The sequence below is a fragment of the Pseudonocardia broussonetiae genome (genome assembly GCF_013155125.1).
In the GTDB taxonomy this organism is placed as follows: Bacteria; Actinomycetota; Actinomycetes; order Mycobacteriales; family Pseudonocardiaceae; genus Pseudonocardia; species Pseudonocardia broussonetiae.
In genome coordinates this window covers 3,420,245-3,442,129 of sequence record NZ_CP053564.1, presented here as the reverse complement: position 1 = coordinate 3,442,129, position 21,885 = coordinate 3,420,245, and the positions used below count along the sequence as shown (strand labels likewise).

Below are 21,885 nucleotides of genomic sequence, written 5' to 3'. Positions count from 1 at the left end.
GCCGGGTCAGGGCGCGGGCACGGTCTCCGGGTCGCCCGCCACGGCCCGGTCCAGCAGCGGCACCAGCCGGTCGAGCACGTACGGCAGGCTCAGCGGGGTGGCGAAGTAGATCGCCCCGGCGAGCTCGCCGTAGGTGAAGACCAGGTTGCCCCCGCGCACGGCGGCGAGCTGGCGGTAGAGGGGCTGCGCCTCCAGCTCGGCGCGGGCGGTGGTGTCCTCGGTGGCCCAGAGCAGGACGTCGGCGCTGTCGAGGACGCCGAGGTTCTCCAGCGGGATGTAGGCCTGCGCGGTGTCCCCCTCCGGCGCGAACCGGTCGATCTCCGACGGCACCACGAAGCCGAGGTCGGTGAGGAACTCGGTGCTCAGCCCGTCCTGGTAGGCGATCGCGGAGCCGTCGTAGTAGGGCGCCTGCAGGAACACGGCGGGGACGCCGGCGAACTGCGGGTGCGCGGCCGCCTCGGCCGCGAACCGGTCCTTGATACCGGTGATCAGCGCCTGCGCCTCGTCGGCGCGGCCCAGCGCCTGCCCGACGATCAGTGTCTGCGCGTCCCAGGGCGCGAAGTTCGACGGGCCGTCGGTGGGCTGCGCGACGGTCGGCGCGATGGCCGAGAGCCGGTCGTAGGACGCCTGGTCGAGACCGGCGTTGACGGCGACGATGAGGTCGGGGGCCAGACCGGCGATCTTCTCGTACTCGAAGGTGTCGGCGACCGACAGCACCTCGGGCGTCGCACCGCCGAGCTCGTCCTGGGCCCAGGGCCAGGTGGCGTAGGGCTGGTCGCCGTACCACTCGGTGACCCCGACGGGCGTGACGCCCAGTGCCAGCACGACGTCCTGCTCGGTGAGCCCGGCGGTCACGACGCGCACCGGCTCGGCCGGCACGACCGTCTCTCCGAACGCGTGCGTGACGGTGACCGGGAAGGCCCCGGCGGCGGGGGCGGCGGCCTCGGGGGCGGGGGCGGCGGGGGCGCAGGCCACGGCGGCGAGCAGCACCAGCGCGCAGGACGTTCTCGTCAGGACGGACACGACGGTTAGGCTAACCTCACCACCAGCTCGGATCGACCCGCCGAGCGTTCACCCCGGACCGCTCGGCGGTCACCGCAGGGAGGCCGGATGACCTCGGCGCTCGACGTCCACGAGGACACCGACGAGCTCGACATGTGGGTCTGCCGCTTCGGCCGCGACGAGCCCGGCGGCTGGGGGCTGCACCACCACCGCGAGCACCAGATCATCTGGGTCGGCGACGGGCGCACGACCGCCGTCGCCGGCGACCGCACCTACGTGCTCCCGCCGACCCGGGCGCTGTTCGTTCCCGGCGGCGTCCCGCACGACACGCGCAACCGGCCGCCGTCGGCGCTGCACTGCGTCTACGTCCGCCCCGAGGCCTGCCCGCTGGACTGGACCGAGCCGACGGTGCTCGACATGACCCCGCTGCTGCGCGAGCTCACGCTGGCCCTCGCCGGGGCGGGCGTGCACGCCGAGGTCGAGGAGCAGGCGCGCAGCCTGTTCTTCGCGCTGGTGCGGCAGGTGCCCGACCCGGGCGTCGCCGTGCCGATGCCCGACGACCCGCGCGCCCGCGTGGTCGCCGTGCACCTCGTGGCCGCACCCGCCGACCCGCGCACGCTGGAGGACTGGGCCGCCCAGCTCAGCACGAGCGTCAGCACGCTGCGGCGGGCGTTCGTGGCGGGCACGGGGATGACGTTCACCGACTGGCGCACGCAGGTGCGGCTGCGCGCGGCGCTGCCGATGCTGGCCGACGGCCTGCCGGTGGCCAGCGCCGGGCGCCGCGCCGGGTTCTCGTCACGGGCGGGGTTCGTCGACGCGTTCCGCCGCCACTTCGGCCGCAGCCCGGGCGCGTACGCCCGGGGCGGCCGGTAGCGGTCAGGCCAGCGCGCGCAGCACGTCGGGGAGGTCGGACTCCTCGTCGTACGGACCCACGACCGCGGCCGTCAGCGGCACCGACAGCAGGTCGCGCGCCACCTCCGACACCTGCTCGGGGGTGACCGCGGCGATCCGGTCGAGGCTCTCGGCGATGCTGCGCTGGCGGCCGTGGTCGAGCTCGGCGCGGCCGAGGCGGTTCATCCGCGACGGCGTGTCCTCCAGCCCGAGGACGAGCCCGCCGCGCAGGTTGCCCTGGGCGCGCGCGACCTCGACCGGGGAGAGGCCGTGCGCGGCGACGTCGGCGAGGACGTCGCGGATCACGGTCGTGACCTCGTCGAGCCGCTCCGGCGCGCACCCGGCGTAGACGCTGAGGATGCCGGCGTCGGTGTAGCTCGACAGCCCGGAGTACACCGAGTACGCGAGCCCGCGCTGCTCGCGGACCTGCTGGAACAGCCGGGAGCTGGGCCCGCCGCCGAGCGCGGTGTTGAGCACGCCCAGTGCGCTGCGCCGCGGGTCGTGCCGCGAGATCCCGGGGACGCCGAGCATGACGTGCGCCTGCTCGGTGTCCTCGCCCCGCAGCACCAGCCGCGGGCCGCTCTCCAGCACGGCGACGCCGGACGCGCGCGGCGGCACCGGCGGCACCGACCCCGCCCGCGCCGCGGCCGCCGCGAAGGCCTCCTCCACGAGCGCGACCAGCACGTCGTGGTCGAGGTTGCCCGCGGCCGCGACGACCATCCGCGGCGTCGTGTACTCCCCGCGCCAGAAGTCGTGCAGCGTCTCGCGCCGCATCCCCGTGATCGACTCCTCGGACCCGATCACCGGGCGCCCCAGCGGGTGCCCGCCGAACAGCGTCTCGTCGAACAGCTCGCCGAGCAGGTCCTCGGGGTCGTCGTCGCGGATCGCGATCTCCTCGAGCACCACGCTGCGCTCGACCTCGACGTCGGCCGGCGCCATCACGGCGTCGGTGACGACCCCGGCGAGCACGTCCACGGCCAGTGCCAGGTCGGTGTCGAGGACCTGCGCGTAGTAGCAGGTGTGCTCCTTCGCGGTGAACGCGTTGAGCTCCCCGCCGACGGCGTCGACGTCCTCGGCGATCTGCGCGGCCGTCCGCGTCGACGTGCCCTTGAACAGCAGGTGCTCGAGGTAGTGCGCCGCGCCCGCCTGCGTCTCGGACTCGTCGCGCGAGCCGACGCCGATCCACACGCCGATCGACACCGAGCGCACGCCGGGCACCGCCTCGGAGACGACCCGCAGGCCGCCGCCGAGGTGGGAACGAGAAACGCCGGGAACGGGGACGAGCCCCGTTCCCGGCGTGACCAGGTCGGTCAAGAGGACGTGACCTCGGCGGGCTCGGCCGGCACGGTGACGTCGCCCGCGGGGGCGGCGTCCTCGACGACCGGCAGCAGGCTGATCTTGCCGCGGTTGTCGATGTCGGAGACCTCGACGCGGATCTTGTCGCCGACGTTCACGACGTCCTCGACCTTGTTGATCCGCTTGCCGTTGCCCAGCTTCGAGATGTGGACGAGGCCGTCCTTGCCGGGCACCAGCGAGACGAACGCGCCGAAGGCGGCGGTCTTGACGACCGTGCCCAGGAAGCGCTCGCCGATCTTCGGCAGCTGCGGGTTGGCGATGGCGTTGACCATGCCGATCGCGGCGTCCGCCGACTCGCCGTCGGAGGCGCCGACGTAGACGGTGCCGTCGTCGTCGATCGAGATGTCGGCACCGGTCTGCTCGGTGATCGAGTTGATCATCTTGCCCTTCGGGCCGATCAGCTCGCCGATCTTGTCGACCGGGATCTTGATCGCGATGACGCGCGGCGCGAACCGGCTCATCTCGTCGGGGCGGTCGATCGCCTCGCCGATGACCTCGAGGATCGTCATGCGGGCGTCCTTGGCCTGGGACAGCGCCCCGGCCAGGACCGCCGACGGGATGCCGTCGAGCTTCGTGTCGAGCTGCAGCGCCGTGACGAACTCCGGCGTGCCCGCGACCTTGAAGTCCATGTCGCCGAACGCGTCCTCGGCACCGAGGATGTCGGTCAGGGCGACGTAGCGCGTCTCGCCGTCGACGGTGTCGGTGACCAGGCCCATCGCGATGCCCGCGACCGGCGCCTTGAGCGGCACGCCGGCGTTGTAGAGCGACATCGTGGAGGCGCAGACCGAGCCCATCGACGTGGAGCCGTTGGAGCCCAGCGCCTCGGAGACCTGGCGGATCGCGTACGGGAACTCCTCGCGCGTGGGCAGCACGGGCAGCAGCGCCCGCTCGGCCAGCGCGCCGTGGCCGATCTCGCGGCGCTTCGGCGACCCGACGCGACCGGTCTCACCGGTCGAGTACGGCGGGAAGTTGTAGTGGTGCAGGTAGCGCTTGTGCGTCTCCGGCCCCAGCGAGTCGATCTGCTGCTCCATGCGCAGCATGTTGAGCGTGGTGACGCCCATGATCTGGGTCTCGCCGCGCTCGAACAGCGCCGAGCCGTGGGCGCGCGGGATGACCTCGACCTCGGCCGAGAGCGGCCGGATGTCGGTGATGCCGCGGCCGTCGATGCGGACCTGGTCGCGCAGGATGCGCTGGCGCACGAGCTTCTTGTTCAGCGAGCGGAACGCCGCGCCGAGCTCCTTCTCGCGGCCCTCGAACTTGCCCTCGAGGGCGGAGAGCACGGAGAGCTTGACCTCGTCGAGCTTGGCCTCGCGCTCCTGCTTGCCGCCGATCGTCAGCGCGGCGGCGAGGTCGGACCCGCCCTGGGCCTCGACGGCGTCGAAGACGTCGGGCTGGTAGGCCGGGAACGTCGGGAACTCGCGCGTGGGCTTGGCGGCCACGTCGGCGAGCTGCTGCTGCGCCACGCACAGGCTGCGGATGAACGGCTTCGCCGCCTCCAGTCCGGCCGCGACGACCTCCTCGGTGGGCGCCTGGGCACCCTCGGCGACGAGGTTGTTGGTCTCGACGGTGGCCTCGGCCTCGACCATCATGATCGCGACGTCATCACCGACGATGCGGCCCGCGACGACCATGTCGAACACGGCACGCTTGAGGTCGTCGTGCTGCGGGAACGCGATCCACTGGCCGTCGATCAGGGCGATGCGCACGCCACCGATCGGGCCCGAGAACGGCAGGCCGGACAGCTGCGTGGACGCCGACGCGGCGTTGATCGCCAGGGCGTCGTAGGGGTCCTGCGGGTCCAGGCTCATCACCGTGACGACGATCTGGATCTCGTTGCGCAGGCCGTCGACGAACGACGGGCGCAGCGGCCGGTCGATCAGGCGGCAGGTCAGGATCGCGTCGGTGCTGGGGCGACCCTCGCGGCGGAAGAACGAGCCGGGGATCTTGCCGATCGCGTACATGCGCTCCTCGACGTCCACCGTGAGGGGGAAGAAGTCGAAGTGCTCCTTGGGGTGCTTCGACGCCGTGGTGGCCGACAGCAGCATGGTCTCGTCGTCGAGGTAGGCGACGACGGAGCCGGCGGCCTGGCGCGCGAGGCGCCCGGTCTCGAACCGGACGGTGCGGGAGCCGAAGCTCCCGTTGTCGATGACGGCGGTCGTCTCGTGGACAGCGTCGTCGATGGGGTCGGTCAAGGTGCATCTCCTCGTGAGATGTCAGCCCCTGCCCCGGTGATCCTCGTCGGGCCGGCCTTCGATCGAAGCCCTCGGGACGCCGTGTCGGTTCGTCTCGGCTCCCGGGGGCCACTACCGAGGACCGGCGGATCTGCTGCCGGGCGCGGGGGTGCGGTGGAGTTGTGGGGCGGGCCGGGCCGCGTCAGGCGGCCCGGCCCTGGCGGGTCAGCGGCGGATGCCGAGGCGCTCGATGAGCGACCGGTAGCGCGCGACGTCGACCTCGCGGAGGTACTTGATGAGCCGGCGACGGCGACCGACGAGCAGCAGCAGTCCGCGGCGGGAGTGGTGGTCGTGCTTGTGCATCTTCAGGTGCTCGGTGAGGTCGACGATCCGCTTGGTCAGCAGGGCGATCTGGGCCTCGGGGGAACCGGTGTCACCCTCGTGGGTGGCGTACTGGTCGAGCACGGTCTTCTTCTGTGCGGCGTCGAGAGCCACGGTCTGTCCTCTTCCGTTGCTGTGCCGTGAGGCCGGCGCCGGACGGTTCGCGGCGACGGGAGACGGTCACGGCCGCCACGGACTGCAGCCGGACCCGTCAGCGAGTTTACCAGGGGCGATCCGTCCGCCCCGGTCAGCCCGGTCGGCCCGCGGCCTGGCGCAGCACCTCGGCCAGCTCGGGGAAGCCCGGCCCCAGCGCGGCCGCCGCGGCCGCGAGCCGCGCCGGTGCGGCGACCCGGCGCAGCGCGTCGGCGGCCGACCCGCGCGACGCCCCCGGGCCCGGGGCGGGCGGGCGCGGACGGGGCGCGGGGGCGCCCGCCGCGGCCGGCGACCAGCGCAGCTGCGCCCGCGCGACCTCCGCCAGCAGCGCCTCGACCGCGGCCGGCGGGAGCGGCCGGGCGACCGCCGCGCACCGGTGGTCGAGCATCTGCAGCCGGGCCAGCACCGCCGGGCTCCCGATCTTGACGCGGCGCCCGCTGGCGAGCTGGCTCAGCATCGCCGGGCTCATGCCCAGGGTGCGCGCCAGCCGCGCCTGCGAGATGCCGAGCACCGTGACGAGGGTGCGGACCCGGTCGCCCAGCGGGGCGCCGTAGAGCGCGGCCTGGCGGGCGCGGTTCGCGGCGAAGTCGTCGGCACCGGTCATGGGCCGATGCTGGCACCCGGACCCCGCTCCCCGTGGGCGAACGGGAGAACTCGTCGCGCCTATCCGACGAGCTCGCGCGTGCGGGCCACGTCGCGGTGCATCTGCTCGACGAGCGCGTCGACGTCGGCGTAGTGCTCCTGGCCGCGCAGGCGGTGGGTGATGTCGACGGCGACCTCGTGGCCGTAGAAGTCCTCGTCGACGTCGAGCACGTAGGCCTCGAGCGTCCGCTCCCGGCCGGAGAACGTGGGGTTGGTGCCGACCGAGATGGCCGTGGGCAGCAGGCGGTCGCCGATCGCGAACCGGCCCGCGTAGACGCCGTCGGCGGGCAGGGCGCTGTAGGGCGGTGAGGCGATGTTGGCGGTCGGGAAGCCGAGGTCGCGGCCGCGGCGGGCGCCGTGCACGACCACGCCCTCGACGCGGTGCGGGCGGCCCAGCGCGGCCGCGGCCGCCTCGACGTCGCCCGCGTCGATGCAGGCGCGGATGTAGGTGGAGGAGAAGGTGACGCCGTCGTCGCCGGTGAGGTCGAGGCCCTCCACCGCGAACCCGAAGCGCTGGCCCAGCTCCCCGAGCAGCGCGACGTCGCCCGCCGCCCGGTGCCCGAACCGGAAGTTCCGCCCGACCACCACGGTGGCCGTGTGCAGCCGCTCCACCAGCACGTGGTGGGCGAACGCGGCCGGCTCGGTGCGGGCGAGCTCGGGGGTGAACGGGAGGACGCAGAACGCGTCGATGCCCAGCTCGGCGGCCAGGTCGGCCCGGCGGCGCAGGGTGGTGAGCATCGCCGGGTGGCTGCCGGGGCGCACCAGCTCGGCGGGGTGCGGGTCGAACGTCACGAGCACCGCGGGCAGGCCCCGCTCGCTCCCCCGCGCCACCGCGCGGGCCACGAGCTGCTGGTGGCCGCGGTGCATGCCGTCGAAGACGCCGACGGTCACGACGCTGCGTCCCCACCCCGTCGGCACGCCCTCCAGCCCCCGCCAGCGCTCCACGCCCCGGAGCCTACGGTCCGCCTCCCGGCCCCGCCTCCCACCCCCCGCCCGCCCCGCGCCGGCGGGGGGCCTGTGCGGCGCACCCGGCGCGATGTCGGGTGGTCGTGATCGCGGGGAGTGGTGTGGGGCTGTCACGGGTGGGCCCTGCGACCACTCCTGGCGATCCCCACCGGCCCGCACCCACGGGCCCGCCGACACACCGCTCCGCCGCGCCCCTGCCTTCGCGCGCCTCTGCTCCGGCGCGCCCCTGCTCCGCCCTGGGCGGTGCGGTGATCGTCTGAACTGTGACACCACGGTCCCCCGGGCGACCGTGAGGGCGCACTCCTGCCGTGAGCCAGCCGGTGATCACCGGGAGTGCGACGCCACGGTCGTCGGCGGGGCCGTGGCGGTGCGGTCCCGACGATCACGGTTACGACGCCATCTGGCCTTGATCGCGGAGAGTGGTGCGAGGCGGTGATCGTCGGAACTGTGACCTCACGGTCTCCCGGGCGACCGTGAGGGCGCACTCCTGGCGTGAGCCAGCCGGTGATCACCGGGAGTGCGACGCCACGGTCGTCGGCGGGGCCGTGGCGGTGCGGTCCCGACGATCATGGTCACGACGCCGTGTGGCCTTGATCGCGGAGAGTGGTGCGAGGCGGTCACCGGTGGCCTGATCCGACCACTCCTGGCGATCACCCACCCGGCCGGGGGCGGCGGATCCGTGTCCGTGGCCGTGTCCCGCGGCGGGGGCGGCACCTACGTGGCCCCGCCACCGGTCGACGGCCCGCCGCCCGGCCGCGCCCCTGCCCAGCCACGCCCCCGCCCCCGCCCGTGCCCGTGCCCACCCGCGCCCCTGCCCCGATGCCCCGCCCCGGCGCAATGATCATCGGGACTGTGACACCACGGTCTCCCGGGCGACCGTGAGGGCGCACTCCTGGCGAATTCGACCCGGTGATCGCCACGAGTGCGACACCACGGTCCTTGGAGGGGCCGTGGTGGTGCGGTTCCGGCGATCATGGTCACGACGCCATCTGGCCTTGCGGTCACCGGTGGCCTGATCCGACCACTCCTGGCGATCACCCACCGGCCGCACCACCGGCCGACCGGCCCGCCGCGCCCACGCCCTGGCGGCCGGCCGGCGCGGTGATCGTCGGGACTGTGACCACACGGTCCCGCGGGAGACCGCGAGGACGCACTCCTGCCGCGAGCCAGCCGGTGATCGCGGTGAGTGGTGCCAGGCGGTCACCCGTGGCCGGATCCGACCACTCCCGACGATCACCCACCGGCCCCGCCACCAACCTGCCGGCCGATCGGTCCGCCGCCCCGCCCCTGCCCCTGCGGCCCCGGCCGCGCGGTGATCGTCGGAACCGTGACACCACGGCCCCCCAGGCGACCGTGAGGACGCACTCCTGCCGAGATCGAGCCGGTGATCGTCGGAAGTGTGACGCCAGGGTCGAAAGAGGGGCCGTGGCGGCGGGAGGGAGGGCAGTCCCTCAGTCCCCCGCCGGCGCCAGCACCACGAGGGGGCGGGCGGGGCCGCCGTCGGCCTCCCGCACCAGGGCCAGGGCGCGGCCCTCGGGGCTGAACACCCCGTACGTGCCGGCGCGGCCGTCGGCGGGGAGGGGGCGGCCGTGGCGGATGTCGGTGGTGGCGTCCTCGTCGAGGTCGCGGCGCGGGAAGGCGACGGAGACGGCGTCGTCGAGCGGCAGGGACAGGGTCGGGTCGGCCTCGAGCTGCTCGAGGGTCCGGGCGTGCCCGAGGTCGAACGGGCCGACGCGGGTGCGCCGCAGCGCGGTGAGGTGCCCGCCCACGCCGCGGCCGTCGACGAGCAGGCCGGCGCCGAGGTCGCGGGCCAGCGCCCGGACGTAGGTGCCCGAGGTGCACTCGACGAGGACGTCGAGGTCGTCGCCGCGCCGGGCGAGCAGCGTGAACGCCGAGACCGTGACCGGCCGGGCCGCCAGCACGACCTCCTCCCCCGCCCGCACCCTCTTGTACGCCCGCTGCCCGTCGACCTTGATCGCGCTGACCGAGCTCGGGACCTGCGCGATGTCGCCGGTGAGCGCGGCGATCCCCGCCGCGACCGCCTCGTCCGTGACCGTCGACGCGTCGGCCGTCGAGACGACCTCCCCCTCGGCGTCGTCGGTGGTCGTGGCGGCGCCGAGCCGGATCGTCGCGGTGTAGGCCTTCGTGTCGAGCGCGAGGTGGCCGAGCAGCTTGGTGCCGCGCCCGATCCCGCAGACCAGGACACCGGTGGCCATCGGGTCGAGCGTGCCCGCGTGCCCGACCTTGCGCGTGCGCAGGATGCGGCGCAGGCGGCCGACGACGTCGTGCGAGGTCAGGCCGCCGGGCTTGTCGACGACGACGAGCCCGGAGGGCGGTGCGGGGGTCACGCGCGCCGATTCTGCCCCGGTCCCGGCGGGACACCGGCGCCCGGGTGCGGAAGGGTCTGCGGTCATGCAGCTGCGCACCGACGGTCCGACCACCTGGCCCGACCAGCTGACGGGGCGACTGGTCCTCGTCCTGTCCGACGACCTCCACGCCGACCCCGACGCCGCCCGCACCGCGCTCGCCGAGGTGACCGGGGCAGCCGAGGAGGGGACCGCGGACGGGTCGCTGCTGTTCCCGCGCCTCGGGATCGCCGTCCTGCCGGTCGAGGCCACCGACACCGACGCCGTCACGGCGATGATCGCCGACCGGCGGATCGTCGCGGCCGAGCCGGAGCGCGTGCACCACGTGCGCGGCGCGCTGTCGGAGGAGTACCTGCGCGGGTTCGCCGACGCGGCGGCGTTCCTGCACGGCCAGGCCGTGGACCCGCCCGTCGAGGAGGCCGCCGGGCCCGTCGCCGAGGACACCGACGAGCTGACGTGGGGCCTGCAGGTCACCAACGCGGCCACGGTCGCGGAGAGCGGCGCGGGCATCACCGTCGCGATCCTCGACACCGGCCTCGACCTCGAGCACCCCGACTTCGCCGGCCGCGACGTCCTCGCCGAGTCCTTCGTCGAGGGCGAGACCGCGCAGGACGGCAACGGCCACGGCACGCACTGCGCCGGCACCTCGTGCGGCGCGCTGCTGCCCGGCACCGGGCGCCGCTACGGCGTGGCGCACGAGGCCCGGATCCTCGCGGGCAAGGTGCTGAGCGACGCGGGCTCGGGCACCGACGCCGAGATCCTGGCCGGCATGGCGTGGGCGATCGAGAACGGCGCGCACGTCATCTCGATGTCGCTGGGCGCCGACGTCGACGAGGTCTCGACGGTGTACGAGACGGTCGGGCGGCGCGCCCTGGCCGCGGGCGTGCTCGTCATCGCCGCGGCGGGCAACAACGCGGACCGCGCGTCGGGCGACCCGGGCTTCGTCGGCATCCCGGCCAACAGCCCGTCGATCATGGCGGTGGCCGCGGTCGACAACGCGCTGGACATCGCGCCGTTCTCGGCGCGCAGCTCGGGCGTGGAGGGCGGGCAGGTCGACGTCGCCGGGCCCGGCGTCGACGTCTACTCGTCCTGGCCGATGCCCGAGCGCTACACCACCATCTCCGGCACCAGCATGGCGACGCCGCACGTCGCCGGCATCGCGGCGCTCTGGGCGCAGCGCAGCGGGGCCCGCGGTGAGGCACTCTGGGGGGCGCTGGTGCGCGGTGCGAGCCGTCTGCCGCTCCCGTCCGACGACGTGGGCGCCGGGCTCGTGCAGGCACCGCCGGTGGTCTGAGGAGCAGCCATGACCGAGCACGTGACGATCTCCGTCGACGACGCCCACGTGGCGCGGATCCAGGAGGTGGCCGAGCGCCTGCGGGCCGCCGGGATGGACGTGCAGCAGGTGCTCGCCCCGCTCGGGGTGATCACCGGCTCCATCGGCACGGGCGAGCTGCGGGCCGCGCTCGGCGCGCTGGACGGCGTGGCGGCCGTCGAGCCGCGGCGGACCTTCCGGCCGCGGACGGCCGGACCCGATATCGGCTAGATCGTTCGGGAGGAACGGTTAGCCTCCCCTGCGTGCCCCCACCCAGCGCCGGTCCGGTCCTCCGCTCGGCCGCCGGGGGTCAGCGGCGCCACCTGGCCGTGTCGTCGCTGCTCGTCGCCGGGCACCAGCTGTCCGAGGCGGCCGTGCCGGTGGTGGTCGGCGCGGTCATCGACCTGGCCGTGTCGACGGGCGACGCGGGCGCGCTGCTGCTCTGGTCGGCCGTGGTCGCGGGCGTGTTCGTCGTGCTCGCCACCAGCGCCTACTACGGCTACTGGCTGGAGGTGCTCGCCGGCAAGCGCGCCGCGCACGCCGTCCGGATGGACGTGACCGCCCGCGTGCTGCACCCCGGTGGCGGGGCCCCGGGACGCCCGGGCGAGCTGGTCAGCCTGGCCGGCTCCGACGCCGACCGCACCGGTGAGGTCGCCTACGCCCTGGTCACCGCGGTGGCGGCGCTCGCCGCGCTGGCCGGCGGCGCGGTCGTGCTGCTGAGCAGCTCGGTGCTGCTCGGGCTCGTCGTCCTGGGCGGGGTGCCCGTGGTGCTGGTGGCGTCGCGACTGCTGGCCCGCCCGCTCGTCGGGCGCGCGGAGGCCGAGCAGGAGACGCTGGCCGCGGCCACCGGCGTCGCCACCGACCTGGTCACCGGCCTGCGGGTCGTCAAGGGCATCGGGGCCGAGGACGCCGCCGCGCAGACCTACCGCCGCGCCAGCCGCTCGGCGCTGACCGCCCGGCTCGCCGCCGCCCGCGCCGAGGGCGTCTACACGGGCGCGACCGGCGTCCTGACCGGCGTCTTCCTGGTGCTCGTGGCCTGGGTCGGCGGGCGGCTCGCGCTCGCCGGGACGATCAGCGTCGGCGAGCTCGTGGCCGGCGTCGGGCTCGCGCAGTTCCTCATCGGCCCGCTGGAGCGGCTCACGGCCGTCGGACCCCAGCTGGCCGGGGCGCGCGGCGCGGCCCGGCGGGTCGCGGCGCTGCTCGCCGCCCCGCCCGCCGTCACCGCGGGCCACGCCCTGCTGCCCGCCGACCCGCCCGGCGCCGTCGACGTCCGCGACGTCGCGGTGGCCGCGGGCGAGCACCTCGGGGTGGTCACGCTCGCCGCCGCCGACGCCGCGGCGCTGCTCGACGTGCTCGCCCGCGACGTCGACGGGCCGGTGGCGCTCGACGGCACCGACCTGCGCGGCGTCGACCTCGACGACGCCCGCCGCGTGCTGCTCGTGGCCCGCCACGACGCCGTGCTGTTCGAGGGCACCGTCCGCGCCACGATCGGCACCGACCCCGCCGCGCTGGCCGCCGCCGGCGCCGACGAGGTGCTCGACGCCCTGCCCGGCGGCCTCGACGCCGAGCTCGGCGAGCGCGGCCGCACCCTCTCGGGCGGGCAGCGCCAGCGCCTGGCCCTGGCCCGCGCGCTCACCGCGGACCCGCCGGTGCTGGTGCTGCACGACCCGACCACCGCCGTCGACGCCGCCACCGAGGACCGCATCGCCGACGGCCTCGCCCGCCTCCGCGCCGGGCGCACGACCGTGGTGCTCACCTCCAGCCCCGCGCTGCTGGCCCGCTGCCACCGGGTGCTGCTCGTCGCGGACGGGGCGGTGGTCGCGTCGGGCACGCACGCCGACCTGGTCGACGACGAGCGCTACCGGACGGCGGTGCTGTCATGACGGGTCCGGCTGTGAACCTCCTCCCCATCGCGACGGGCGCCCGCACCCGCGGCGCCGTCGCCGGGCTCGTCCGCCCGCACCGGCTGCTGTCGGCCGGGACCGTGCTCACCCTCGTCGCCGCGGCCGTGGCCCTGCTGGCGGTGCCGCCGCTGCTGGGCCGGATCGTCGACATCGCGATCGCCGGCACCGGCTCCGTCGACGGCCCGGCGCTGGGCATCCTCGTCGCGCTCGTCCTGCGGGCGCTGCTCGCCGCCGTCGCCGGGGTGCTGGTGGCGCGCCTGGGCGAGCAGGTGCTGGCCGGGCTGCGCGAGCGCGTGGTGGAGCGCGCGCTGCAGGTCCGCCTCGCCGACGTCGAGCGGGCCGGGTCGGGCGACCTCCTCCAGCGCGTCGGCGGCGACATCTCGGTGATCTCCGAAGCCGTCCGCCAGGCCGTCCCGATGCTGGTCATCGCCGGTCTCGACGTCGTGCTCACCCTCGTCGGCCTGGCCCTGCTCGACTGGCGCCTCGCGCTGGCCGGGCTCGTCCCGCTGCCGATCTGGATCCTCGCGACCCGCTGGTACGCGCGCGTCTCCGGCCCCCTCTACGCCGCCGAGCGGGTGGCCGAGGGCGACCGCACGCAGTCGCTGCTCGCGGGCGTCGGCGGCGCGGCCACCGTGCGCGCCCACCGGCTGCGCGCCCCGGTCACGGCGCGGATCGACGGGCACTCGGCGCAGGCGGTGGCCGCGTCGATGCGGGCGATGACCGCGCAGTCCCGGTTCGGCGCGGTCCTCAACGGCGCCGAGATGACGGGCGTGCTCGCGATCCTCGTCGTCGGGTTCTGGCTGGTCCGGGCGGACGCGGTGACGGTCGGCGCGGCCACCGCGGCCGCGCTGTACTTCCTGCGGCTGTTCGACCCCATCGGTGCCGTGCTGTTCCTGCTCGACGAGGCGCAGTCGGCGGGCGCGGCGCTGGCCCGGCTCGTCGGCGTCACCGACATGCCGGTGCCGCCCGCCCCGCAGGCCCCCCGCGAGCCGCGCGACGGCGGCGTGCGCCTGACCGGCGTCCGGCACTCCTACGACGGCGGGCCGGAGGTGCTGCACGGCGTCGACCTGGAGATCGCGCCGGGCGAGCGCGTCGCGGTGGTCGGGCCCAGCGGCGCGGGCAAGACGACGCTCGGGGCCGTGCTGGCCGGCGTGCACGCGCCCACCGCGGGGTCGGTGGAGATCGGCGGGGTGCCCCTGGCCGAGCTGGACCGGCCGCGGCGGCACGTCGCCGTCGTGACGCAGGAGGTGCACGTGTTCGCCGGGACCGTCGCCGACAACCTGCGCCTGGCCCGCCCGGACGCCACCGACGGCGAGCTCGTCGACGCGCTGGCCCGCGTCGGCGCCCCGCTCGCGCCCGGCGACGTGGTCGGCGACGGCGGCGGCGAGATCGGCGCCACCCAGGCCCAGCTGCTCGCGCTGGCCCGGCTGCTGCTGGCCGACCCGGCCGTCGCCGTGCTCGACGAGGCCACCGCGGAGGCGGGCAGCGCGGGCGCGCGCGTGCTGGAGGTCGCCGCCGACGCCGTGCTGGCCGGGCGCACGTCCGTCGTCGTCGCGCACCGGCTCACCCAGGCGCGGGCGGCCGACCGGGTCGTCATGCTCGACAAGGGCCGGGTCGTCGAGAGCGGCCCGCACGACGAGCTCGTGGAGCGGGGCGGGCCGTACGCGGAGCTGTGGAAGGCGTGGTCGAGCCCGCGCGGGTGATCAGCGCGATGGACGATCAGCCCGGCCGCACCGCACCCGTCACGACCCAGCGCCCCGACCGCGTCCGCAGCCCCACGGCGACCAGCCGCAGCAGCATGAACACCGTGAGCCCCGTCCAGATCCCGGCCAGGCCCCAGCCGAACACCAGCGACGCCCAGATCAGCGGCAGGAAGCCGAGGACGGCCGCGCCGAGGGTCGTGGTGCGCAGGAACGCGGCGTCACCGGCGCCGAGCAGCACGCCGTCGAGGGCGAACACCACCCCCGCCACCGGCTGCATCGCCACGAAGAACCACCAGGCCACGGGCACGAGCGCGAGCACCGCGGCGTCGCCGGTGAACACCGGGGGCAGGACGCCGACGAGCGCGGCGAACAGCACCCCGAACCCGACGCCGAGCACCAGGCCGTACCGCGTGACCTGCCCGGCCAGCGCCCGCGCCCGCCCCGCCCCGGCCGCGCCCGCACCCAGCGCCGCCCCGACCAGCGACTGGGCCGCGATCGCGACGGCGTCGAGGACGAGCGCCATGAAGAACCACAGCTGCAGCACGATCTGGTGCGCCGCGACGGCCGCCGCCCCGAACCGCGCGGCCACCGCGGCCGCCGAGAGGAAGCAGGCCTGGAAGGCGAGGCTGCGGGCGATGAGGTCGCGGCCGAGGACGAGCTGCGCGCGCATCGTCGCGACGTCGGGTCGCCCGAAGCCGCGCTCGCGGCGCAGCGCGAGCAGGAACAGCCCCGCGCCCAGCGCCTGGCCGGTGACGTTGGCCGCGGCCGATCCGGGCAGGCCCCACCCGGCGCCGTGCACCAGCACCGGGCACAGGACGGCGGACAGGCCGTTGCCCGCGAGGACGTAGCGCAGCGGGCGCACGGTGTCCTGCACGCCGCGCATCCAGCCGTTGCCGGCGAGGGTGACGAGGATCAGCGGGGCGCCGAACAGCGCGATCCGCAGCCACGAGACGGCGGCGTCGGCGATCTCGCCGCCACCCGTCCCCGGGCTGCCCGCGAACGCCTCGGCCACCGGCCGGGCGACCACCTGCCCGACGACGAGCAGCGCCAGCCCGACGGCGAGCGCGAGCCACGTCGCCTGCCCGCCCTCCGCCACGGCGTCGGCCCGGCGACCCGCTCCGTGCAGGCGGGCGGCGCGGGCGGTGGTGCCGTAGGACAGGAAGTTCAGCTGGCTCGTGACCTGCGCGAACAGCACCCCCGCGATCGCCAGCCCGGCCAGCGGGACGACGCCCAGGCGCCCGACCACGGCGGTGTCGACGAGCAGGTAGAGCGGCTCGGCGGCCAGCACGGGCAGGGCCGGGGCCGCTAGGCGCAGGACCTCGCGGAGCGGGACGCGGTCGGCGCTCACCCGAGGGGGCGGCGGCACACGTAGACGAAGGCGGGCGGCACGTTGCGCCACACCGTGGAGCTGACGAGCACCTCCTCGAACGCGCCGCGCAGCTTGGCCCGGAAGCGGTGCGCGGCGGGCAGCGCCATGCCCTGGACGTAGGCGAACCTCGTGAACGCGCCGGTGTCGCCGATCGCGCGGCCGATCTCGGCCAGCACCTCGCTCTGCACGGTGTCGTCGAACAGCGCCCACGGCAGGCCGCAGATGATCGCGTCGACCCGGTCGACGCCGTGCTCGGCCAGCAGCTTTCCGAGCTCGCGGGCGTCGCCGGGCACGACCTCCAGGCCCGGGCGCGTGCGGCGCAGGTAGGCGACCATGTCGGGGTCGAGCTCGACGGCGAGGTGGCGCCCGCCCGCGGGCAGCCGCTGCGCGATCACCGCGCTCACCGCGCCGGTGCCGGGGCCGAGCTCGACGACGACCGGGGCGCCCGCGCGGGGCACCACCGACGACAGCACCGACGCCAGCCGCGCCGAGCTGGGGGCGACGGCCCCCATCGTCCCGGGGCGGCGCAGGAACGCGGAGAAGAAGGCCCCCAGGGCCTCGGACCGGGAGGGTGCTGCGGACCGGGAGGGTGCGTCGGAGCTCACCGGTGCACCGTAACCGTCAGCCGGCGCGGGCCGCCGTCGCCGGGGCGAGGGCGGCGCGCAGGGCGTCGAGGACCTCGTCGGCCGTGCCGTCGAGGGTGGCCCCCGCGGCCGCGCTGTGGCCGCCGCCGCCGACCAGCCCCGCCGCCGCGGCGACGTCGACGGCGCCCTTGGAGCGCAGCGACACCGACCAGCGCCGGTCGCCGACCTGCTTGAGCGCCACGGCGACCTCGGCCTCCGCGGTGGTCCGGATGACGTCGACGATCCGGTCGACCTCCTCCGTGCGGAAGCGTGCGACGTCGCGGGCCTCCACCCGCGTGTGCACCAGCCCGAGCCCCCCGGCCTCCGCGGGCTCCAGGACGCTGCGGGCGAGCACCGACCCGAGCGCTGCGAGCCAGTCGAACGGGTGGGTGTCCATGATCGGGCGGATGAGGCCCTCGGGATCGACGCCCGCCTCGATCAGCTCGGCCGCCATGCGGTGCGCGTCGGCGCCCGCGGTGCGGAACCCGCGGGTGTCGGTGACCAGACCCGCGTAGAGGCAGCGGGCGACGTCGGGGTCGAGCGGCACGCTCATCGCCCGCAGCACGCGGTGGGCCAGCACGACCGTGGCCTCGGCGTGCGGGTCGAGCACGCGGACGTCGCCGAAGCCGGGGTTGGAGCGGTGGTGGTCGATCATCACGGTGGTGCCGGCGGCGTCGAGCAGGTGGCGCAGGCTCCCCAGCCGCGACGGCTCGGCGGCGTCGCAGGCGACCAGCAGCTCGGGCCGCGCGGGGACCTCCGACGGCGGCACGACCAGGCCGAGGACGTCGAGCGGGCGCAGCGTCTCGGGCACGGAGTCGGGCGTCGCGAAGGAGACGCGGACGACCGCGCCGCGGCGGCGCAGCGCGATGCCGAGGGCGAGCGCGCTGCCCAGCGAGTCGGCGTCGGGCTGGACGTGCGCCAGCAGGGTCACGTCACGAGCATCGGTGAGCAACGCGGCGGCCGAGCGGACGGGATCGGCGACCACGTGCGGGTCCTTCCTGGTCCGGACAGATGTACAGCAACGGAGGGTAGCCGCGTTCACCCGATCTGACTGCATCCCACCACCCTTCCGGGTGGGTGATACCACTCTCCGTTGACCTCTGTCACTCCTCGTCGTCGCGCTCCCGCGGCACCCGGTACGGGTCGGCCTCGCCCGCCGGGCTGGCCGTGGCGGCGAGGCGCGCCACCTCGGCGTCGGACTCGCGGGTGCGCGCGAGGAGCTCCTCCATGCGGCGGGACTCGGTGGGCACCACGTCGGCCACGAACGTCAGCGACGGCGTGCGCCGGACGCCGGTGCCCGCGCCCACGAGGGTGCGCAGCACCCCGGTGGCGCTGGTCAGCGCGGCGGCCACCCCCGCGGTGTCCGGGTCCTCGTCGACGGTGTCGCCGATGACCGTGTAGAAGACCGTGGCCTCCTGCAGGTCGCCCGTGACGCGGGTGTCGGTGATCGTCACCATCTTGAGCCGCGGGTCCTTGATCTCGCTCTCCAGCGCGGCGGCCACGATCTGCGAGATGCGCTTCGCGAGCCGCCGGGAGCGCGCCTGGTCCACCATCTGGGTACTCCTCGTAGGGGATGGAAGGGCCGAGGAAGGAGGCCCGGGGGCAGGTAGGGCTAGTCGTCGGGGCCCAGCATCCGGTGCCGGGCCGAGAGCAGTTCGATCTCGGGGCGGGCGGCGACGAGCCGCTCGCACCGGTCCAGGACCTCGGTCGCGTGGGCGTGGTCGGGCGCCACGACGGACACCCCGACCAGTGCGCGCCGGTGCAGGTCCAGGTGGCCCGCCTCGGCGGCGGCCACCTCGAAGCGCCGCCGCAGCTCGGCCACCAGGGGCCGCACCAGCGAACGCTTCTCCTTGAGGGAGTGGACGTCCCCGAGGAGGACGTCCAGCTCCAGCACTCCCACGTACATGCCGCTCCGCGGCCCGTGAGCGGATACCGGTGCCGGAGCACCGGTATCCGCTCACGAGGGGTCAGGCGCGGGGCTTCTCGCGCAGCTCGTAGGTCTCGATCATGTCGCCGTCCTTGACGTCGTTGAAGCTGCCGAGCGTCAGACCGCACTCGAAGCCCTCGCGGACCTCGACCACGTCGTCCTTGACCCGCCGGAGCGAGTTGATCGACAGGTTCTCGGCCACCACGACGCTGTCGCGCAGCAGGCGGGCCTTGGCGTTGCGACGGATGATCCCGTCCATGACCAGGCAGCCGGCGATCGAGCCGAAGCGCGAGGAGCGGAAGACCTGGCGGACCTCCGCGTGGCCGAGGACGACCTCCTCGAACTCGGGCTTGAGCAGGCCCTTGAGCGCCTGCTCGATCTCGTCGATCGCCTGGTAGATCACCGAGTAGTACCGGATCTCCACGCCCTCGCGGTTGGCCAGCTCCGTCGCCTTGCCCTCGGCCCGGACGTTGAAGCCCAGGACGATGACGTTGTCGGCGATGGCGAGGTTGACGTCGCCCTCGGTGATGCCACCGACACCGCGGTGGATCACGCGCAGCTCGACGTCGTCGCCGACCTCGATCTTCATGAGCGCGTCCTCGAGAGCCTCGACGGTTCCCGAGTTGTCACCCTTGATGATCAGGTTGAGCTGGTTGGTCTCCTTCAGCGCGGCGTCGAGGTCCTCGAGCGACACGCGCTTGCGACGGCTCGCCAGCTCGGCGTTGCGCTCGCGGGCGCGGCGCCGGTCGGCGATCTGCCGGGCCACGCGGTCCTCGTCGACGACGAGGAACGTGTCGCCCGCGCCGGGCACCGACGTGAAGCCGACGACCGCCACGGGACGCGACGGGTAGGCCTCGACGATGTCCTCGCCGTGCTCGTCGAACATCCGCCGGACGCGCCCGGAGGCGTCGCCCGCGACGATCGAGTCGCCGACGCGCAGCGTGCCGCGCTGCACCAGCACCGTGGCCACCGGACCGCGGCCGCGGTCGAGGTGGGCCTCGATCGCGACGCCCTGGGCCTCCATGTCCGGGTTGGCCCGGAGGTCCAGCGAGGCGTCCGCCGTGAGGAGGATGGCCTCGAGCAGCTGGTCGATGTTGGTGCCCTGCTTGGCGGAGATGTCGACGAACATCGTGTCGCCGCCGTACTCCTCGGCCACGAGGTTGTACTCGGTGAGCTGCTGCCGGATCTTGTCCGGGTTCGCGCCCTCCTTGTCGATCTTGTTGACCGCCACGACCACCGGCACGTCGGCCGCCTGGGCGTGGTTGATCGCCTCCACCGTCTGCGGCATGACGCCGTCGTCGGCGGCGACCACGATCACCGCGATGTCCGTGGACTTCGCGCCACGGGCACGCATGGCGGTGAACGCCTCGTGACCCGGGGTGTCGATGAAGGTGATCGGGCGCTCGTAGCCCTCCAGCTCGGTGACGACCTGGTAGGCGCCGATGTGCTGGGTGATGCCACCGGCCTCCCCGCCCATCACGTTCGCCTTGCGGATCGTGTCGAGCAGGCGCGTCTTTCCGTGGTCGACGTGACCCATGACCGTGACGACCGGGGGCCGCACGACCAGGTCCTCCTCGCCGCCGGCGTCCTCGCCGTAGGAGATGGAGAAGCTGTCGAGCAGCTCGCGGTCCTCCTCCTCGGGGCTGACGACCTGCACGACGTAGTTCATCTCGCTGCCGAGCAGCTCGAGGATCTCGTCGGACACCGACTGCGTGTTGGTGACCATCTCACCGAGGTGGAACAGCACCTGCACGAGCGACGCCGGGTTGGCGCCGATCTTGTCGGCGAAGTCGGTCAGCGACGCGCCGCGGGCGAGCTTGATCGTCTCGCCGTTACCCCGGGGCAGGCGGACGCCGCCGGCCGAAGGGGCCTGCATCGACTCGAACTCCTGGCGCTTCGCGCGCTTCGACTTGCGGCCCTTGCGCACCGGCCCACCGGGACGGCCGAACGCACCCGCGGCACCGCCGCGACCGCGCGGGCCACCGGGGCGACCGCCGCCGCCGCCACCGGGACGGAAACCGCCACCGGCGGGGGCACCGCCACCACCGGGACCGCCGCCACCGGGACGGAAGCCTCCGCCGCCGCCGCCACCGGGACGACCACCGGGACCGCCCGGGCGTCCACCCGGACCACCGGGACGTCCACCGGGTCCACCGGGGCCGCCGCGGCCGCCGGGCGCGGGACGCCCACCGGCCGGACGCGCCGGCATCATGCCGGGGTTCGGGCGCGGGGGCATGTTGCCCGGGTTGGGCGGACGCGGGCCACCGGGACGGGGGCCGGCCGGACGGGGACCGCCCTGACCGGGACCGCCGGGGCGGGGACCGCCCTGGCCGGGGGCCGGCCGGTCACCCTGTGCGGGCGGGCCGGACGGGGCGCCACCGGGCTGGGCCGGCGGGCCGGGGCGCGGCGCGGCCGGACGGGGCGGTGCCCCGGAGCCGACGCCGAACGGGTTGTTGCCGACGCGCGGCGTGCGCGGACCCGGGCGCGGGCCCGAGGTCCGCGGCGGGACGACGGCGGAACCGGCGTCGGCCGCGGCGGGCTGCACCGGCTCGGGACGGCCCTGGTCGGGGCGCGCCTGCGGGCCGGGACGGCCGGCCTGCGGCGCCGGGGCGCGCTCGGCCACGGGAGCCTCGGCGCGGATCGGCTCCGGCTTGGCGGCCGGGCCCGGACGCGGGCCGGGACGCGGGCCGCTCGGACGAGCGGACTCGTCGGTGCGCTGCTGGGCCGCCGGGCGCTCGGGCTGGGCCGGAGCGGCCGGACGGGACGGGGCCGCGGGGGCCGCCGCCTCGGCGGGGGCCGCCGGCGCGGGCGCGGGCGGACGCGGGCCGGGACGGGGTCCCGGGACGCCACCGGACCGCGGGGGGCCGGGAACGGCGGAGGGGGACGACGCGCCGCCACGGGGGCGACCGCCGCCGTTGCCACCACCGGACACGGACTCCCGCAGCTTGCGGGCGACCGGGGCCTCGACGGTGGAGGACGGCGACTTCACGTACTCGCCGAGGTCCTGCAACTTGCTCAGGACCTGCTTGCTGGAGATGCCGAGCTCTTTCGCGAGCTCGTGCACACGGGCCTTGCCTGCCACTGCACTCCCTGTTACTCGGAGGCCGGCGGCTGGTCCC

The 21,885-nt window shown here is 75.5% G+C and carries 18 protein-coding genes; 5 read left to right on the top strand and 13 right to left on the bottom strand.

What is annotated here, in order from left to right:
* Positions 1-6: 6 nt before the first annotated feature.
* The gene (locus HOP40_RS16995) at positions 7-1,023 is read right to left on the bottom strand and encodes an iron-siderophore ABC transporter substrate-binding protein (protein WP_172159741.1); all 1,017 of its coding nucleotides are present in this window, start codon (positions 1,021-1,023) and stop codon (positions 7-9) included.
* 87 nt (positions 1,024-1,110) lie between these two features.
* Here HOP40_RS16995 and HOP40_RS16990 point away from each other — a divergent pair, with 87 nt between their 5' ends.
* Positions 1,111-1,875: a helix-turn-helix domain-containing protein gene (locus tag HOP40_RS16990; protein WP_172159739.1), complete on the top strand. Its 765-nt coding sequence runs from the start codon at positions 1,111-1,113 to the stop codon at positions 1,873-1,875.
* Between the two features lie 3 nt (positions 1,876-1,878).
* On the opposite strand, the gene HOP40_RS16985 is transcribed toward HOP40_RS16990, so the two are convergent.
* The 6 genes from HOP40_RS16985 to truB all read right to left on the bottom strand — a co-directional run bounded on the left by HOP40_RS16985 (position 1,879) and on the right by truB (position 9,976).
* Complete coding sequence (locus tag HOP40_RS16985) at positions 1,879-3,207, bottom strand: M16 family metallopeptidase (RefSeq protein WP_172159737.1); 1,329 nt, start codon at positions 3,205-3,207, stop codon at positions 1,879-1,881.
* Entirely contained in the window at positions 3,204-5,441 is a 2,238-nt protein-coding gene (locus tag HOP40_RS16980) for a polyribonucleotide nucleotidyltransferase (protein WP_172159735.1), read from the bottom strand. The genes HOP40_RS16985 and HOP40_RS16980 overlap by 4 nt, the downstream gene beginning before the upstream one ends.
* Positions 5,442-5,645: 204 nt before the next feature.
* Positions 5,646-5,915: a 30S ribosomal protein S15 gene (gene rpsO / locus HOP40_RS16975; RefSeq protein ID WP_172159733.1), complete on the bottom strand. Its 270-nt coding sequence runs from the start codon at positions 5,913-5,915 to the stop codon at positions 5,646-5,648.
* A gap of 133 nt (positions 5,916-6,048) precedes the next feature.
* Entirely contained in the window at positions 6,049-6,558 is a 510-nt protein-coding gene (locus HOP40_RS35490) for a helix-turn-helix domain-containing protein (RefSeq protein ID WP_205347215.1), read from the bottom strand.
* A 59-nt stretch (positions 6,559-6,617) separates the two neighbouring features.
* Complete coding sequence (locus HOP40_RS16965) at positions 6,618-7,541, bottom strand: bifunctional riboflavin kinase/FAD synthetase (protein ID WP_172159723.1); 924 nt, start codon at positions 7,539-7,541, stop codon at positions 6,618-6,620.
* A gap of 1,472 nt (positions 7,542-9,013) precedes the next feature.
* Entirely contained in the window at positions 9,014-9,976 is a 963-nt protein-coding gene (gene truB / locus HOP40_RS16960) for a tRNA pseudouridine(55) synthase TruB (protein WP_172159721.1), read from the bottom strand.
* Between truB and HOP40_RS16955 the strand changes: the two genes are divergently transcribed.
* Genes HOP40_RS16955 through HOP40_RS16940 form a run of 4 tightly spaced genes read left to right on the top strand, consistent with a single transcriptional unit; the run spans position 9,975 to position 14,847 of the window.
* Positions 9,975-11,222 (top strand): S8 family serine peptidase, encoded by a 1,248-nt coding sequence (locus HOP40_RS16955; protein WP_172159719.1) that lies wholly within the window; start codon positions 9,975-9,977, stop codon positions 11,220-11,222. The two genes, truB and HOP40_RS16955, sit on opposite strands and share 2 nt — an antisense overlap.
* Before the next feature lie 9 nt (positions 11,223-11,231).
* Entirely contained in the window at positions 11,232-11,471 is a 240-nt protein-coding gene (locus tag HOP40_RS16950) for a ketohydroxyglutarate aldolase (RefSeq protein WP_172159717.1), read from the top strand.
* 32 nt (positions 11,472-11,503) lie between these two features.
* The gene (locus HOP40_RS16945) at positions 11,504-13,123 is read left to right on the top strand and encodes an ABC transporter transmembrane domain-containing protein (RefSeq protein ID WP_172159715.1); all 1,620 of its coding nucleotides are present in this window, start codon (positions 11,504-11,506) and stop codon (positions 13,121-13,123) included.
* Positions 13,120-14,847, top strand: a complete 1,728-nt coding sequence (locus HOP40_RS16940) for an ABC transporter ATP-binding protein (RefSeq protein ID WP_172159713.1) — start codon at positions 13,120-13,122, stop codon at positions 14,845-14,847. The genes HOP40_RS16945 and HOP40_RS16940 overlap by 4 nt, the downstream gene beginning before the upstream one ends.
* A gap of 16 nt (positions 14,848-14,863) precedes the next feature.
* Here HOP40_RS16940 and HOP40_RS16935 read toward each other — a convergent pair whose 3' ends face one another.
* From HOP40_RS16935 to infB, 6 genes are all read right to left on the bottom strand, one after another.
* Positions 14,864-16,195 (bottom strand): MATE family efflux transporter, encoded by a 1,332-nt coding sequence (locus tag HOP40_RS16935; protein WP_240157722.1) that lies wholly within the window; start codon positions 16,193-16,195, stop codon positions 14,864-14,866.
* On the bottom strand, positions 16,192-16,821 hold the full coding sequence (locus HOP40_RS16930) for a class I SAM-dependent methyltransferase (protein ID WP_338053068.1): 630 nt from the start codon (positions 16,819-16,821) through the stop codon (positions 16,192-16,194). The genes HOP40_RS16935 and HOP40_RS16930 overlap by 4 nt, the downstream gene beginning before the upstream one ends.
* 16 nt (positions 16,822-16,837) lie before the next feature.
* Positions 16,838-17,824, bottom strand: a complete 987-nt coding sequence (locus HOP40_RS16925) for a DHH family phosphoesterase (protein ID WP_240157721.1) — start codon at positions 17,822-17,824, stop codon at positions 16,838-16,840.
* 118 nt (positions 17,825-17,942) lie between these two features.
* Entirely contained in the window at positions 17,943-18,392 is a 450-nt protein-coding gene (gene rbfA, locus HOP40_RS16920; protein ID WP_172159707.1) for a 30S ribosome-binding factor RbfA, read from the bottom strand.
* A gap of 59 nt (positions 18,393-18,451) precedes the next feature.
* Entirely contained in the window at positions 18,452-18,745 is a 294-nt protein-coding gene (locus HOP40_RS16915; RefSeq protein WP_172159705.1) for a DUF503 domain-containing protein, read from the bottom strand.
* Positions 18,746-18,806: 61 nt separating this feature from the next.
* Positions 18,807-21,848, bottom strand: coding sequence for a translation initiation factor IF-2 (infB, locus tag HOP40_RS16910; RefSeq protein ID WP_172159703.1), 3,042 nt, complete (start codon positions 21,846-21,848; stop codon positions 18,807-18,809).
* Positions 21,849-21,885 lie beyond the last annotated feature (37 nt).